Below are 15,275 nucleotides of genomic sequence, written 5' to 3'. Positions count from 1 at the left end.
CAAGGGAACCAGTCGGGAGAACAACGCCATGTCGGCCGTCGCCTTCACGGGTACCAGTGTTATGGATATCGACGCCGCGAAGGTTCGCGGCGCCGGTTCCAACGTCCACTTCGACAAAGTCAGCGTCGCCTATGGCGCGCTTGTCGTGCTGCATCCGCTGACCCTGGACATCGCACCGGGCGAGATCCTGGCGATGATCGGCCCTTCCGGCTCCGGCAAGACCACTGCCTTGCGGGCCGTGGCGGGTTTCGTGCGGCCTGCAAGCGGCCGCATCCGCATCGGTGCCACCGACGTCACCGACCTGCCGCCTTACGAGCGTGGTCTCGGCATGGTGGTGCAGAACTATGCGCTGTTTCCGCATATGCGGGTCGAGGACAACGTTGCCTTCGGCCTCAGGGCACAAGGCGCCGACAAGGCGCTGATCGCCGAGCGGGTCAAGGATGCACTCGCCACCGTCGGCATGTCTGCCTTTGCCAGGCGCTATCCGCGCGAGCTTTCGGGCGGCCAGCAGCAGCGTGTGGCGATTGCACGGGCACTGGCGGTGCGGCCGCGCGTGCTCCTGCTCGACGAACCGCTCTCGGCGCTCGACGCGCAGATCCGCCGCAACATGGTCGAGGAAATCGCCCGCCTGCACCGCAGCCTGCCGGGCCTGACGATCCTCTACGTCACCCACGACCAGACCGAGGCGCTGACCCTTGCCGACAAGATCGCCATCATGCGCGACGGCAGGGTCTGTTCGCACGGACCGACGACGGAACTCTACCGCCGTCCGCCGAACCGCTTCACCGCCGAGTTCCTCGGTCGTGCCAACCTCCTGCCGGTGACGGTTGCCGAAGCCGTTGGCTCGAAGGGCTTTGCGACCGCCAGGTATGGTGACGCAGTGCTCACCGGCGCTGGCCGGGACGAGAAGGCCGGCGACAAGAGCCTGCTTTGCATCCGGCCCCAGCATCTGAGCCTGACGGCCGACGCCGAACACACCAACCGCATCGTCGGTACGCTGCGGGAAGTGCACTGGCAGGGCGAACTCACCCATCTCGTGCTCGACGTCGACGGCACGCCGGTGCGCGTCTCGGCAACCAAACTGCCGATCGCCTTGCCCGAACCCGGCGCCAAGGTGCCGCTGTTCTTCGCGCCCGCCGACACGTCGCTGCTTCCGGAAGATTCCGGTGTCTGACGCCGTCGCAATTGGCGTGCCGGCGATCAGGAGAGAGCCCGGCAGATTCTGGATCGTGCCGCCGGCGGCCCTGCTGGCCCTGCTGTTCTTCTATCCGCTGGCGCTGATTGCCCGGCAGGCCTTTCTGGATGACGGCGGTGTCGCCAATGCCACCGAGATTTTTCGCGTGCTGCATTCGCGCTTCTTCCTCAACGCGCTGATCAACACGGTGACGATCTCGGTCACGGCCACGGCCGGATGCCTGGTGGTCGGCCTCGTGCTGGCACTGATCCTGGCCTTCGTGCCGTTCCCCGGCAGCGGCTTCATCGCGCGGCTGATCGACACCTTCATCGCGCTGCCAACCTTCCTGGTGACGCTTGCCTTCACCTTCCTCTACGGCTCCGCCGGGATGCTCAATACGGGACTGATGGAGGCCTTCTCGCTGCCGCTGCCGCCGGTCGATTTCCTCTATTCGACCTGGGGCGTGGTGCTGGCCGAAGTCACCGTCTATACGCCCTTCATCCTGCGGCCGCTGCTTGCCGCCTTCTCGCTGGTCGACCGCGGCCAGATCGAAGCGGCGAGCGTGCTTGGCGCACGCCCGTTCCGCATCGTGCGTCAGGTCATCCTGCCGGCGGCAATTCCGGCACTCATTGCCGGCGGCAGTCTCTGCCTGCTGTTGACCGTCAATGAATTCGGCATCGTGCTGTTCATCGGCGCCAAGGGCGTCATCACGCTGCCGCTGCTGATCTACGGCAAGGCGATCCAGGAATCGGCCTATCAGGTCGCCTGCATCATCGCCGTGGTCAACATCGCGCTGTCGCTCGGCCTGTTCGGCCTATACCGCTTCGCCGCCGGCCGGCTGGGGGTCTAGTCATGCTGGTCTGGTCGCGCCTTGGTCGGATCGTGCTGTGGATGCTCTTCGCGCTGATCTTCGGCGTGCTGTTCCTGGCGCCGCTGGCGGTCATTCTTTTGTCCAGTCTCGCCGACCAATGGAACGGTGTGCTGCCCAATGGCTTGACGACGGAGCACTACGCCGACGTCGTCAAGGGCGCGGCCTGGAATTCGGTCAAGGCCAGCCTCATCACCGGCTTCCTGGCCAGCGCCCTGGCGCTGGTCAGCGGCACCTGGGCGGCCCTTTCGCTTCGCCTTCATGCGCGTGCCTTAAAGCGGCTGCTTGGCCTGTTGTTCTTTGTCCCCAGCGCGGTGCCTTCGGTATCCGTCGGGCTTGGCCTGCTGGTTGCGTTCAGCCATCCGCCGCTTCTGTTCAACGGCACGGTAGCGATCGTCATGATCGCGCATTTCGTGCTGATTTCGGCTTTCACTTTCGGCAATGTCTCGGCCGGGCTGGCACGGCTTTCGCCCGATTTCGAACAGGTGGCGTCGAGCCTTGGCGCCAGGCCGGCCTACCGGCTCTGGCATGTCACGCTGCCGCTGCTCGCTCCCTATCTGGTCGCTGCCTTCGGCTTAAGCTTCGCACTCTCCATGGGTGAGCTTGGCGCGACCGTGATGGTCTATCCGCCAGGCTGGGTGACGCTGCCGGTGGCGATCTTCAGTCTGACCGACCGCGGTGACATCTTCAACGGAGCGGCGCTCACCATGATCCTGGTCGCCGCAACGCTGATACTACTGCTTGGTCTCGAACGAGTTACCACGAAGGCGGTTGGCAGGTAGGTCGCGTGGAATGCTCGAGCTTGCGGAATATCCTTAGAGCGAGCGGAGGATTTGCTCGAAGGCTTGGCCGAAGCACTGGCCACTGCGTAGAGTGCCTTCGGCCAAGTGGCCAGCCGACCTCGCCCGCCTCAGGCCGCAATCACCTCAACATCCAATTCGTCGGCAATCGCGTTGACGATCCGACGCAGTTCGCGGCCAAAGCTTCCGTAGCCGGTGAGGCGATCTCGGAAGCGCGGAAAGGCAGCCCAACCTGGCGCCGGGCCAGCGGATCCTTGAGCGCGACGAAATGTAGGTCGCGCTACGAGGCTGGCAGTGAAAGCCGCGGCAGCACCGGTGGGTACATTCGCAGGTACGGTCTTGTTCGCTGGTTGAACTGGTGGCCAACAGCAACTGGCAACGCGGAATAACGCTGTGCCATCAGCGAATTCTGCGGCCAGGATGTGCTTGCCAGCTTCGCCGCGCCGAGACGGAGCGTCTCCAAGGTTCGGCGCTGATGGTATTTACGCAAAACAACCACGATACGCCGTGCAGCCGGGCCCATCCAATACCTCACAGGCCTTCCTCCCGTGCGTAGGCGGCGAGGAGATCGGGAAAATCATTTCCTGGATTGGCCTTCAGCAGCGCGCGCGTGGTGATTGCATCGATATGATGCTCCATGAGGGCAATCGCCTTGTTCCGATCAGCCTGCGCGAGCGCGGCGATGATCTCACGATGTTCCGAGACGGCGCAATCGGCCGAATGCGGCCGTCCGTAAAGCGACAGAATGAGCGACGAGCGTGATACGAGTTCCGTGACATAGCGCACCAACAGATCGTTTTCCGTCAGCATGGCGAGGAGCACGTGAAATTCTCCGGCCAGTCGAACCGATGCCGCGGTGCTGTTGGCTTTTGCTGCATCTTCCGCGGCGACATGGGCTTCGAGTTGCCGGATCGTCTGCGGTGTAAGCTTGCCGATCAGCGTATCGATCGCCAGAGCCTCCAATGCGCGCCGCACCGCAAAGATGTTGCGGCCGTCGTCAAGGCTTGGCTCCGCCACGCAGGCTCCCTTGTGCGGACGCAATTCAACCAGGCCCTCGCCGTTCAGCCTTGCCAATGCCTGCCTGACGATGGTGCGGCTGACACCCAACCGTTCGCCAATCGAATCCTCGGGAAGTTTGGTTCCCGCCGTCAGCGCCTGATCGAGTATTGCGCGTTTCAAGGTGCGATAGACCGCATCGGATTTGGACCCGGCAGATTTCTGGTTACGTATCGTCAGTGTCATGGCCGATCCTGAGTTCATGTCCAAGCGCGCACGAAGAAAAGCATTCGCAAAGCAAGAGTTTAGAAAAGTTGCCAGCCCGCCGTCGAGGTCATAAGGCCGCCGGCCTGCATGCCGGCAAATCATTTCCAATTGCCGGCAGGTGTTTGTGTAAGACTCTCATGCCACGAATGTCCGATAGCTGGGTGGAAAAATCTCCGCAATGCCGGGATGTTGCCAGGTGCGTTGCGGATAGCGATGTAGAAGGCGCTCGAATTGGGCCTGCGCACGGCCGTGGGCCGTTTCGAAATCGAAGCCGGCGATCGTTCCGGCGCTCATCACCGTGCGGCCGTCGATGATGACAGTGTGCACGTCGCGCCCGCTCGCGGATGTCATGAGGCAGGCAATCGGATCGACCACTTGGCCCAGGTGATTGCCGGACAGGTCGAACACGACGATATCGGCGGCTGCCCCCTCCTGCAGGCGCCCGAGATCGGGCCTCCCAAGCGCATCGGCGCCGCCGGTTGTCGCGGCGTCATAGAGGTCGGCTGATTTCGGCGTTTCGAGATCGCCGGCCATGATCCGGCCGAGCATCAGGCCAAGCTGCATGTTCAAGACCATGTCTGGCGGCCAGGTATCCGTGCCCATGCCGATGCGCAAACCCTGGCTGCGGAGCCGCGCGAAATTGTCGAGCGCCGCGCCGTGCCGCGCCATCACCAGCGGGCAATGGACCAATGTCGCGCCTGAGTTGGCGATGATACAGAGATCGTCGCCGGTGGCATGGGTTCCATGCGGCAGCAACGCCCTGTCGCCGAGAAAGCCGATGTCCTGAAGCCAGCGGGCCGATGTCGTGCCGAACCGGCCACGCATCGTCTCGACCTCGAACGAAGACTGGCAGCAGTGGAGGCGGACAGGCACGTCGAGATCGCGCGCTGCATCGGCGGTCCGGCGCAACAGGCCGGGGGTCCAGAATTCCACCCGGTCCGGCGCGAGCATCGTGCGCACCAGCCCGCAAAACCGGCTCTCATGCTCCTCGCAGAAGGCAATGGCCTGCTTCAGGCCTGCCAAGCCGCGCGCTTCATTTACCTCGACGACGATGCTGCCATCCGCTTCGACGACGGAATGGCCGGCGCGAAAGGCTGGCCCGAGATAGACGCGAAGCCCCAATTCCGCGGCGCTTTGCGCGGCGGAGACGAATTCGTCCGGTGTTTCGTTCCAGGCGCGATAGAACAGCGATGCGATCGGCAAAGCGGTGGTGATGCCGTTGCGGATCAATTGCGCGAAGGCATAGCGTCTCTGAAAGGCCAGTTCGTCGGGGTCCAGCATTTCGACCGGCCCGGCTTCCACATAGTCGCGCGGCCAGACGCGGCCCTTCTTCCAACCGGGTTGATGGTCGAGGCCGAGCACGCCGGTATCCAGGTCTGAAAGCGCGTCGAGGTCGATGAACCCCGGACCGATCAGAGCCATGCCATGATCGATCCGCCGCTCTACCGGCCCGGCATAATGATGGCCGACGAAGAGGATCGTGCCGTGCTCATGGACGATCTCGCCGTTTTCATAGAGGACATGGCGTCCGTCACGGTGGCCGACAACCCAGCGCGCGGTGAGCAGGGTAGGACCATCGTCGCGCCGGTTCGTCTGATGGCTATGCGGCATCAGGCAGGTCTCCGGCCAGGACACCGTCGCGCACAAGCACGCGCCCGCCATGGATAACCGTGCGCTTTTGCGGGGTGAGGGCGACGGCTTCGGCAAGGGTCCGCGCGCCAACCAGCACGACATCGCCATGGCACCCGGGCGAAAGCCCATAGTCGGTCAGGCCGATGCCCTCGGCGCCGCCGAAGGTGCAGATGCGCGCCATCTCCTCCAGGTCGGCATCGTTGGTCATGCCGTTGCGCTGCGCCAGATATTTGGCCCGCTCCAGCATGTCGCCATTGCCCCATGGCTCCCAGGTGCCCTGTATCCCGTCGGAGCCGGACGCGACGACGAGACCGGATTGGCGCAACATGCGCAGCGGCACCGCCGGCGCGGACGGGCTGCCGACGGTCATGACGGCGATGTCTTGAGCGACGAGCGCGTCGACCTGCGCGTGCCGCCTCTGTGTATCCAGCATGCCGAGGCAATAGGCATGGCTCACCATGACGCGGCCCTGGAGGGACAGCGCCCGGGTGCGTTCGACGATCAGTTCGAGGCAGAAGGCGCCCAACTCTCCCGGCTCGTGCAAATGAATGTCGATCGGCTTGCCGTACCGATCGGCGAGCGCGAAAATCGCGTCGAGATGGCGCACTGGGTCCCGCTCGATCGTCGCCGGGTCGATGCCGCCGACGATGTCGGCACCCGCCTTCAGCGCACTCTCCATCAGCGCCAGCGTGCCTTCGCGTCCGAGCATGCCGCTTTGCGGGAAGGCGACGATCTGCACGTCGACCAGCCCTTTGAAGGCTTCCCGCGTTGCCACGACGCCCTCGATGTTGGCGATGCCGATTTCCGTGTCGACGTCGACATGGCTGCGGATATGCGTGACGCCGAAAGCCAGCGTCTGCAGGATCTGGCGCGCTGACTGCCTGCGCCCGTCGATGCCGAGTTCCCGCTTGGCCGTCCGGTCGGCGAGGATCCTGTCGTTGCGGGTGGGGCCGACACGATTGTGAAACCAGTCCATGCCGACAAGCGTCTTGTCGAGATGCGTATGCGCCTCGACCAAGCCGGGCAGGGCGATGTGCCCGCGCCCATCGATCTCGTGTGCCGCTTTCCCGCCGGTTGCTTGCGCGAACCGGCCGTCGCGAATGTAGAGATCGGTCACGGCGCCGCCCAGTGGCCTGACATTGCGAATGAGAAGGTCTTCAGTCATCTGGGTCTCCCCCTGTTTCCGGTCCCGGCTTGCCACGGGCCTATGCCAGCCCGGCGCGGTTCATCATCAGATGGAAAGCCCTTTCGGCGCGATCCAGAATGGCATCCTCATCACGGTCGACGAGCTTGCGTGCGCGCATCAGGATGCGGCCGTCGACAATCGTCGTATCCACGTCCGCACCGTTGGCGAAGCGTGCCAGCCTTTGCACGGGATGCGCCGGTGGCCACAGATGCGGCTGGCGCATATTGACCAGGATGATGTCAGCGCGCTTGCCCAGCTCCAGCGAGCCGATCTCGCTTTCCATCGACAAAGCGCGCGCGCCTTCGATGGTCGCCATCTCCAGCAGCTGCATCGGCGGCAAGACTGCGTCGTCCCTGAAATGCCGGGCATGGTAGCGGTGCGCCTGGAACATGTTGCGGAACATGTCGAAGGAGCGGTCGGGTGCCGACGCGTCCGTGCCGAGCGATACGGTGACGCCGTCCTCCATCAGTTCTATCGCCGGGCAGCGGCCGGAGACCGACATCAGCGCACTTGGATTGTGCGCCACCTTGGCGCCGGTGTCTTTCAGCGCGGCAATGTCGGCTTCGGTCAGTTCGACGCAATGCGCCAGCAGCGAATGTCCATCGAACAGCCCGAGCCGCTCCGCATTAGCGGCGATAGACCCTCCGCGATGCCCGTCCTGTATGAGCAGCATACCCTTTTCCCGAGAAAAGTCGCGCACTTTGCGCGATAGATTGTATACTGCCGGATCTTCGAGCTCGCGTGCGGTGAAAACCGGAAGGGTAATCGCGAGCCGCAAACGACCGTTGCGGTCCTGCCAGTCGTCGACAAGTCTGGCGCACACGGCCAACTGGGCCTCCGGCGAAACGGAGATGTCCGCACGGGGGCTTCGTGAGTAGTCGCGATAGACGTGGGCCGCGCCCGGCCGGTTCGGACCGACGCCGAGTATCTCGCGCACGCCCATCTCGGCGACGGCGGCGAGATGCGCCTGTGCGGCCTCGGGTGCCTCGGTGCGCATAATATCCGGCCCGCCGCCGAACAGGAGCGCGGCGGTCGTCGTGCCGCATTTTATGCGCTCAAGCGCAGATAATGCGCCTTCCGCAGCCCAGAACTCGCTGTCGGTTGCGTCGGCATAGATACGCCCGGCCATATTCATCCACGCTTCCGAATCGTCTCCCAGGCCCTTGGTCAGCATGTGGCCCGCATGGGCGTGCGTGTCGACGAGACCCGGCATCACCACCATTCCGGAGGCGTCGATGCGGGTTGAATTCGGGCTTGGCGCGGGCGGCGCGGCGTCGCCGATGGCAGCGATCCGGTCGTCCTCCACCAGGACATGACCCTTTGAGAAAATCCTGCGCCCTGCGTCCATAGTGACGATCACGCCGTTTTCTATGAGCAGAGACTTGACCATCGGTATTCCCCATTCCGGAACGGTGTTTCAGTGCTTTTGCACATGCGAAAGCGAAATCGAAGATGGCAGGCTTGATATTGTGCACAAGATATGTACGGTAGCAACGGGAATAATCGTATCCAATTAAAATGTAAATTGGTATACAAGAAATGGGAGAAACGTGTGAGGAAGTGTGTCAAGGCCCTCCTGGCGGGGCTCGCGATGGTCATGTCGGTAACGGCGCCGTCGCTTGCGCAGACATTGCGCTGGTCGTCGGCGGGCGACGTCATCTCGTATGATCCGAACGCCCAGGTCGACAGCTTTACCCAAAGCGTGCAGAACATGGTGTTCGACGCGCTGGTGCGGCGCAACAAGGATATGGCCATCGAACCGGCGCTCGCGACCTCCTGGGAGGTCGTCTCGCCGACCCGCTGGCGCTTCCATCTGCGGCAGGGCGTCAAGTTCCACGAAGGCCAGCCCTTCAATGCCGACGACGTGGTCGCAACCATCCAGCGCCAGATCGATCCGGGGGCGCGCAACAAGGAAAACCTCTCCGCCGTCACCGGCGTCGAGAAGATCGATGACTACACGGTCGACATGACCTTGCGCGGACCCTATCCGCTGCTGCTGAACGATCTGGTTGCCATATACATGATGAGCAAGCCGTGGATGGAGGAGCACAACGCCCTCAAGCCCGGCAATGCTTCGACCGGCGTCGTTACCTATGCCAGCAATCATGCCAACGGAACGGGTGCCTTCAAGCTGGTCAGCTACGAGCCGGATTCGCGCTCCGTCTTCGCCGTGAACAAGGATTGGTGGGACAAGCCCCAGCACAATCTGACGGGCGTTGAATTCCGTCCGATCGCGTCGGCCGCCACGCGCGTCGCCGCGCTGCTTTCGGGAGAGTTGGACATGATCGCCCCGATTCCGCTGCAGGATATCGACCGCGTCAGCAACACCCCCGGCCTGAAGGTGGTCGAGAACCCGTCCCTGCGCGAAATCTTTCTCGGCTTCAGCTTCCGGCCCGAACTTCATGCCGAGCCCGGGAAGCCCAATCCGCTGCTGAACCTGAAGGTGCGCCAGGCGCTTTGGCATGCGGTCGACCTGAGCACGATCCAGAAGCGTCTGATGCGCGGAAAGTCCCGGACGTCAGGCATGCTGGTCGCGCCGGAGGTCACCGGTTACGACAAGTCGATCGACGTGCCCCTGGACTATGATGTCGCCAAGGCGAAATCGCTGCTGGCGGAGGCCGGCTATCCCGATGGCTTCAAGGTCGGGCTGGCCTGTTCCAACGACCGCTACATCGCCGACGAACAGATATGTCTGGCGATCGCTTCGATGTGGGCCAAGATCGGCGTGCAGGCCGACGTTCATGTCGAAAGCAAGACAACCTATTTTCCACGCATGGATAAGGGCGATCTCGACATCTACATGCTGGGCTGGGCTTCCCTGCCGCCGATGGACGGCTACAGCGTGCTGCAGGCCTTGCTGGCGACCAATGACGGCAATTTCGGCGGCAGTAATCCTAATGGCCTTTCCAATGCCAAGATCGACGAACTGGCCCGTTCGGCTTCGACCGAACTCGATGAGGCCAAGCGCGTCGAGATGCTGAAGGAAGCCTTCAAGATCACGCATGACGAAGCCCTCTATCTGCCGCTGCATCAGCAGCCGGTGGCCTGGGCGATGAGCGACAAGGTCGACATGCCGCAATTCCCCGACGAATACGTGCGTCCCTGGTTCGCGCATATGAAATAGCTGCTGAAACCACGCCGCCGGTGTGTGCCCACGAAAGCGAAGCCGCTTTTGCGCACGCCCACCGGCGGCCGGTGCAAATCCCATCCGGCTCGATCCGCGCTTCCTACAAGGTATTCCTGATGATCCGGGTTCTATCGGTAAGATTGCTTCAGGCCATCCTCGTGATGGCTGCCGTAACTGCCATCGCCTTCATCATGTTCCGCTTTGTCGGCGACCCTGTCGCCACAATGGTGCGTGAAGGAGCCAGCCAGGCCGAGAAGGACGCATTGCGCGCCACGCTCGGCCTCGACAGGCCGCTTCTGGTCCAGTTCCTCGGCTTCGTGGGGCGTGCGCTCCACGGCGATCTGGGAACGAGCTTTCGCTATCAGGAATCGGTCGTCAATCTTCTGTTGACCAGGCTTCCCGCAACGCTGGAACTGGTGGTGGTCGCGACCGTCATGTCGCTGGCCATCGGCATTCCGTTAGGGATCGTGTGCGCCTTGAGGCCGAACGGCTTCCTGTCGCGGCTGATCCAGTCGCTGTCGCTGGTCGGCATTTCGATGCCGACATTCGTTACCGGCCTGCTGCTGATCCTGATCTTCGCCGTCAACCTTCGCTGGCTCCCCTCATCCGGACGAGGAGACCTCGTCGATCTCGGCTTCTGGAAGACCGGCTTCCTGACGGCTTCCGGCCTGAAATCGCTGATCCTGCCGTCGATCACACTGGCCTTGTTCCAACTGACGCTGATCATGCGCCTGGTGCGCTCCGAGATGATCGACGTGCTGTCTTCGGACTATATCCGTTTCGCCTTCGCGCGCGGTCTGCCTCGCACCTACATTTATGGACGTCTGGCGCTGCGCAACGCATTGATGCCGGTCGTAACCGTCACGGGCCTGCAGATCGGCCAGCTCATCGCCTTCGCCATCGTCACCGAAACCGTCTTTCAATGGCCGGGCATGGGACTGCTCTTCACCAACGCCGTCAGTTATCCGGACATCCCGGTTCTTGCTGCGTATCTCCTCTTCGTCGGCTTCCTGTTCGTGCTGATTAACATGCTCGTCGACATGCTCTATGCCTTCATCGACCCCCGGCTGAGGACAAGATAATGGCGACGAATGCCACCCTGCTGCGCAGGCTTCCGCCCGTCTCGGTGATGATTGCCGGCCTGGTCCTGGCGACCATGCTGGTGCTGGTGATCTTCGCCCCGCTGATCGCGCCGATCGATCCGCGTGACGTCTCCTCCTATTCGCTGATCGACATGGAAATTCCACCTGTGTTCATGGACGGTGGCGATCCGCGCTTCCTGCTCGGCACCGACAACCAGGGGCGCGACCTGGTGTCGGTCATCTTGTTCGGGTTGCGCATATCTGTCCTGATCGGCGCCGGGGCGGTGCTGCTGGCCGCCGCGATAGGTGTGGCGCTCGGATCGATAGCCGGCTTTTTCGGCGGCATCATCGACAGCATCGTGATGCGGATCGCCGATGTCCTGGTCAGCTTCCCGACGATCCTCGTCGCGCTTCTGATCAGCGGCATCGCCCGCGCGCAACTAAGCGCCGAAACCGTGACGAGCTGGGCTCCGCTTATCCTGATCTTTGCGATCGCGATCAATGAATGGGTGCAATATGCGCGCACCGTGCGGGCATCCAGCATGGTGGAGATTTCCCGCGACTATGTGCGGGCCGCCAAGGTCATCGGCCTTCCGTCTGGCCGGATCATGATGCGCCACATCCTTCCCAATGTGATGAGCTCGGTGATGGTGATCGCCACCATCAACCTCGCCGGCGCTATCCTGACCGAAGCCACGCTGTCATTCCTGGGCGCGGGCATGCCGGCCACCTATCCCTCGCTCGGCACGCTGATCCGCATCGGCAACGAGTTCCTGTTCTCGGGTCTGTGGTGGATCGCCGTGATGCCCGCCATCGTGCTGGTGATTCTGGTTCTGGCCGTCAACGTGATCGGCGACTATCTGCGTGATCGCTTCAACCCCAAACTGATGACGAACTGATGGAAAACGCAATTTCGCCCGTCCTCGACATCCGGAACCTGCGGGTCGAATATCCGCTTGCCAACGGCAGCGTTCTCGCCGCGGTCGACGACATCGACCTGACGATCCAACCCGGCGAGATTCACGCACTGGTCGGAGAATCCGGGGCGGGAAAAACGACCGTCGGCAACGCGTTGATGGGTTTGCTGCAGGCACCGGGCAGGATTGCCTCGGGCGCCATCACCATAGCGGGCAAGCCAATCGACATCCGCACCGGCCGCACCAAGGGCATCATTCCAGGCCGTGACGTCGGCGCGATCTTCCAGGATCCGATGACCAGCCTGAACCCGCTTTTCACGGTTGAAAGCCAGCTGTGCGAGGGCATGCTGGCGCATCTGAAGATCGGCCGCGGCGAAGCCCGCGGCCGCGCACTCGACCTGATGAAGGCAGTCGGCATTCCCGAGCCGGAGCGCCGGCTTGGCAGCTATCCGCATCAATTGTCGGGGGGGCAGCGCCAGCGCGTTGTCATCGCCACCGCGCTCGCCTGCGGTCCCAGGTTGATTGTCGCGGACGAGCCGACGACGGCGCTCGACGTGTCGGTGCAGGCGCAGATCCTCAAGCTGATCCGCGATCTCGCCGATGACCGCCGCGTCGGTGTCCTGCTGGTGACCCACAATATGGGCGTGGTGGCGGAAATCGCCGACCGCGTGACGATCATGCAGAACGGTTGCGTGGTGGAAAGCGGGCCCGCGCGTGATGTGCTGGCCAAGCCGAAAGCACCTTACGCGCGCACGCTGATCGGAGCCGTTCCGCCGATCGACATCCGGCTCGAGCGCCTGCCGGTGCCGAGCGAGGAGACGAAAGCAACGCTGGAGGCGCGCCAGGCCGTGCGCAGCAAGAATACCGGCGGCGCCACAAGCGGCGGTGGTGAGGCCAAGCTGACGGTGCGAAACCTGTGCGTGGAGTACGGCCAGCGGTCCTTCATCCCGGGCCGCAGGGCATCGGTGTTCAAGGCTGTGAAGGACGTGTCCTTCGATGTGCGCCGTGGCGAAATATTCGGACTTGTGGGCGAGTCCGGCTGCGGCAAGACCACCGTCGCCAACACCATCGCCGGTCTTGTAACGCAGAGTTCGGGAACGATCGATTTTCAGGGCACGGCGCTTGGCGCGCGCCGCGACAAATCCGTTCGCCAATCTCTGCAGATGGTGTTTCAGGATCCTTATTCGGCCCTCAATCCGAGGCTGCGGATCAACGCGGCCATCGCGGAACCGATCCTGTTCTACAAGCTCGCCTCGAACGCGGCGGAGGCGCGGCTGGATGCCGAGACGCTGCTGGAGGCGGTCGGGCTTCCGGGCGATGCGGGCACGCGGTTCGCCCACGCTTTTTCCGGCGGCCAGCGCCAGCGTATCGCGATCGCAAGGGCGCTCGGCCCACGGCCATCCCTGCTGATCTGCGACGAGCCGACCTCGGCGCTCGACGTATCGGTGCAGGCGCAGATCCTGAATCTGTTGAAGGACCTACGCGATCTCGCGGGCCTGTCGATGCTGTTCATCAGCCACGACCTCGCGGTGATACGTCAGATGTGCGACCGCGTCGCGGTGATGAGACAGGGCGAGATCGTCGAACTTGCGGACGCCGAAACGCTGTTTACCGCTCCCGCCCATGAATATACGCGGGAATTGCTGCGCCTCGCGCCCTCGCTCGACCGCGTCCTGTCCAGAGAAAATGCTCAAGCGAGCCTGTGAGAGATAGCAGCATGACAGATGTTCTGATCAGGGGCGGCACCGTCATTGCAATCGATCCCGAACGGCGGATCATCGCCAATGGCGCCGTCGCCATAAAAGGCGATCGCATTGTTGCTGTCGGCCGCGCGGAGGATGTGGCGACAGCCCATCCAGCGTGCAAAACGATCGATGCCACTGGGATGGCCATCATGCCCGGCTTCGTCGACAGCCATGCTCATGCCGGGCATGGGCTGATCAAGACGTTGGGCGGCGGACGCAGTGATCTCTGGTACCGGGCATGCCAAGGGGCCTACACGGTGGGCTCGACGCCGGAGTTCTGGCACGCGGAGGCGCAGCTTGCCGCGCTGGAGCGCCTGCGGTTCGGCGTGACGACCGGTGTGTCCCTGCTGGGTGGCGGCGATTCCGTCATGCGCACCGACGACCCGGCCTATGGCAATGCGCATATGGAGGGCGTGCTCGGCATCGGCACGCGTTCCGTCGTGGCCGTCGGCACGACGCGCCCGCCGCATCCCCTGACCTATGCGCGCTGGGAAGGCTCCAGCCGCACGGACTATCCGGTATCGTTCGACCAGCAGCTTGCCACTTCCCAACAGCTGGCCGACCGCTGGCATGGCACTCACGAGGATCGCCTGCATGTCGCCCTGCTGACGCCGATCGTGCATCAAGAGCATCTCGATGGTCCCGGCGCCGGGGATGCCATGGCGCAATCGCGAAAGGTCAAGGGGATCGCCGAGGAGCGCGGCCTGGTCTTCACCCAGGATGGTCATACCAAGGGCAGCGTGAAGATCGCCCGAGAGATCGGCGTTCTCGGACCGCGCACGCTGCTCTCGCATGCAACCGCTCTTACTCAAGAGGAAATCGCCATCTGCGCCGAGACCGGCACCAGCATCGTGCACAATCCCAGCGCGGTAGCCGCCATTCTGGCACGTTGCCCGGTGACCGAACTCCTGGACGCCGGCGTCACGGTCGCCATCGGCTCCGATGCGACCGCACCAGATCGCTCGGCGGATATGTTCCGCCACATGCAGCAATGCATGCACTACCACCGCACCTACTTCCACGACCCAAGCTGGCTTCCGCCGGGCAAGGCGTTGGAGATGTGCACCATCGACGGCGCGCGCGTGCTTGGGCTCGATCATGAGGTCGGATCGCTGGAGCCCGGCAAGAAGGCCGATGTGATCCTGGTCGACCTCCGACGTCCGCATCTCTACCCCGCGAACATGCCGGAATTCCGCGTCACCTATTTCGCCAATGGAAACGATGTCCACACCGTGCTGGTCGGCGGACGCGTGCTCTTGCGGGACCGCAAGCCCGTTCATGTCGATCAGGATGCCGTGCTCGATGCCGCGCAACGCGAGACGGAACTGATGATCGAGCGGCTGGGCCTGCGCGAGCTGCTCAGGACCCCCGCCAGGTTCTGGCGGCACAGCCGCGACACGGATCTGATCGAATAGGTCGATCTGGAGACGAAACAGGTCACCGGCGATCGCCGGCGGTTGCAACGCTCGTTCCATCGGTCA

Annotated in this window: 12 protein-coding genes; 8 read left to right on the top strand and 4 right to left on the bottom strand. The window is 63.4% G+C overall.

What is annotated here, in order from left to right; genetic code table 11:
* The first annotated feature begins 28 nt into the window (after positions 1-28).
* The 3 genes from FJ492_RS08370 to FJ492_RS08360 are packed head-to-tail and all read left to right on the top strand — an operon-like array spanning position 29 to position 2,824.
* Positions 29-1,174 carry an ATP-binding cassette domain-containing protein gene (locus tag FJ492_RS08370; protein WP_140769448.1) on the top strand — a complete coding sequence of 382 codons (1,146 nt, stop codon included), beginning with the start codon at positions 29-31 and terminating at the stop codon, positions 1,172-1,174.
* Positions 1,167-2,024 (top strand): 2-aminoethylphosphonate ABC transporter permease subunit, encoded by an 858-nt coding sequence (locus tag FJ492_RS08365; RefSeq protein WP_140713213.1) that lies wholly within the window; start codon positions 1,167-1,169, stop codon positions 2,022-2,024. Before FJ492_RS08370 ends, FJ492_RS08365 begins: the two co-directional genes overlap by 8 nt.
* Positions 2,025-2,026: 2 nt before the next feature.
* Positions 2,027-2,824 carry an ABC transporter permease subunit gene (locus FJ492_RS08360; RefSeq protein WP_140769446.1) on the top strand — a complete coding sequence of 266 codons (798 nt, stop codon included), beginning with the start codon at positions 2,027-2,029 and terminating at the stop codon, positions 2,822-2,824.
* 549 nt (positions 2,825-3,373) lie between these two features.
* Here the strand turns inward: FJ492_RS08360 and FJ492_RS08355 are convergent.
* The 4 genes from FJ492_RS08355 to FJ492_RS08340 all read right to left on the bottom strand — a co-directional run bounded on the left by FJ492_RS08355 (position 3,374) and on the right by FJ492_RS08340 (position 8,313).
* Positions 3,374-4,084: a GntR family transcriptional regulator gene (locus tag FJ492_RS08355; RefSeq protein WP_140750586.1), complete on the bottom strand. Its 711-nt coding sequence runs from the start codon at positions 4,082-4,084 to the stop codon at positions 3,374-3,376.
* Positions 4,085-4,240: 156 nt separating this feature from the next.
* Positions 4,241-5,716 carry an amidohydrolase family protein gene (locus tag FJ492_RS08350; RefSeq protein WP_140769444.1) on the bottom strand — a complete coding sequence of 492 codons (1,476 nt, stop codon included), beginning with the start codon at positions 5,714-5,716 and terminating at the stop codon, positions 4,241-4,243.
* On the bottom strand, positions 5,706-6,902 hold the full coding sequence (locus tag FJ492_RS08345; protein ID WP_140769442.1) for an amidohydrolase: 1,197 nt from the start codon (positions 6,900-6,902) through the stop codon (positions 5,706-5,708). The genes FJ492_RS08350 and FJ492_RS08345 overlap by 11 nt, the downstream gene beginning before the upstream one ends.
* 40 nt (positions 6,903-6,942) lie before the next feature.
* Complete coding sequence (locus FJ492_RS08340) at positions 6,943-8,313, bottom strand: amidohydrolase family protein (protein ID WP_140769440.1); 1,371 nt, start codon at positions 8,311-8,313, stop codon at positions 6,943-6,945.
* Positions 8,314-8,475: 162 nt separating this feature from the next.
* Between FJ492_RS08340 and FJ492_RS08335 the strand changes: the two genes are divergently transcribed.
* From FJ492_RS08335 to FJ492_RS08315, 5 genes are all read left to right on the top strand, one after another.
* Positions 8,476-10,047, top strand: a complete 1,572-nt coding sequence (locus tag FJ492_RS08335; RefSeq protein WP_140769438.1) for an ABC transporter substrate-binding protein — start codon at positions 8,476-8,478, stop codon at positions 10,045-10,047.
* Positions 10,048-10,166: 119 nt separating this feature from the next.
* Positions 10,167-11,132, top strand: a complete 966-nt coding sequence (locus tag FJ492_RS08330; RefSeq protein ID WP_140503964.1) for an ABC transporter permease — start codon at positions 10,167-10,169, stop codon at positions 11,130-11,132.
* A complete protein-coding gene (locus FJ492_RS08325) occupies positions 11,132-12,031 on the top strand; it encodes an ABC transporter permease (RefSeq protein ID WP_140503790.1) in 900 nt (299 codons plus the stop codon). Before FJ492_RS08330 ends, FJ492_RS08325 begins: the two co-directional genes overlap by 1 nt.
* Positions 12,031-13,755, top strand: coding sequence for an ABC transporter ATP-binding protein (locus tag FJ492_RS08320; RefSeq protein WP_140503789.1), 1,725 nt, complete (start codon positions 12,031-12,033; stop codon positions 13,753-13,755). The genes FJ492_RS08325 and FJ492_RS08320 overlap by 1 nt, the downstream gene beginning before the upstream one ends.
* An 11-nt stretch (positions 13,756-13,766) precedes the next feature.
* Positions 13,767-15,209 (top strand): amidohydrolase family protein, encoded by a 1,443-nt coding sequence (locus FJ492_RS08315; protein WP_140769436.1) that lies wholly within the window; start codon positions 13,767-13,769, stop codon positions 15,207-15,209.
* Positions 15,210-15,275 lie beyond the last annotated feature (66 nt).

Origin of the sequence: Mesorhizobium sp. B2-5-4 (assembly GCF_006441095.1) — a bacterium.
In the GTDB taxonomy this organism is placed as follows: domain Bacteria; phylum Pseudomonadota; class Alphaproteobacteria; order Rhizobiales; family Rhizobiaceae; genus Mesorhizobium; species Mesorhizobium salmacidum.
This window is presented reverse-complemented; position numbering and strand designations above follow the sequence as displayed.

What these genes read in the sequence shown, in the direction of transcription:
- FJ492_RS08370 (WP_140769448.1), top strand. Translation starts at nt 29, where the DNA reads ATGTCGGCCGTCGCCTTCACGGGTACCAGTGTTATGGATATCGACGCC.
- FJ492_RS08360 (WP_140769446.1), top strand. Translation starts at nt 2,027, where the DNA reads ATGCTGGTCTGGTCGCGCCTTGGTCGGATCGTGCTGTGGATGCTCTTC.
- FJ492_RS08355 (WP_140750586.1), bottom strand. Translation starts at nt 4,084, where the DNA reads ATGACACTGACGATACGTAACCAGAAATCTGCCGGGTCCAAATCCGAT.
- FJ492_RS08350 (WP_140769444.1), bottom strand. Translation starts at nt 5,716, where the DNA reads ATGCCGCATAGCCATCAGACGAACCGGCGCGACGATGGTCCTACCCTG.
- FJ492_RS08345 (WP_140769442.1), bottom strand. Translation starts at nt 6,902, where the DNA reads ATGACTGAAGACCTTCTCATTCGCAATGTCAGGCCACTGGGCGGCGCC.
- FJ492_RS08340 (WP_140769440.1), bottom strand. Translation starts at nt 8,313, where the DNA reads ATGGTCAAGTCTCTGCTCATAGAAAACGGCGTGATCGTCACTATGGAC.
- FJ492_RS08330 (WP_140503964.1), top strand. Translation starts at nt 10,167, where the DNA reads ATGATCCGGGTTCTATCGGTAAGATTGCTTCAGGCCATCCTCGTGATG.
- FJ492_RS08325 (WP_140503790.1), top strand. Translation starts at nt 11,132, where the DNA reads ATGGCGACGAATGCCACCCTGCTGCGCAGGCTTCCGCCCGTCTCGGTG.
- FJ492_RS08320 (WP_140503789.1), top strand. Translation starts at nt 12,031, where the DNA reads ATGGAAAACGCAATTTCGCCCGTCCTCGACATCCGGAACCTGCGGGTC.
- FJ492_RS08315 (WP_140769436.1), top strand. Translation starts at nt 13,767, where the DNA reads ATGACAGATGTTCTGATCAGGGGCGGCACCGTCATTGCAATCGATCCC.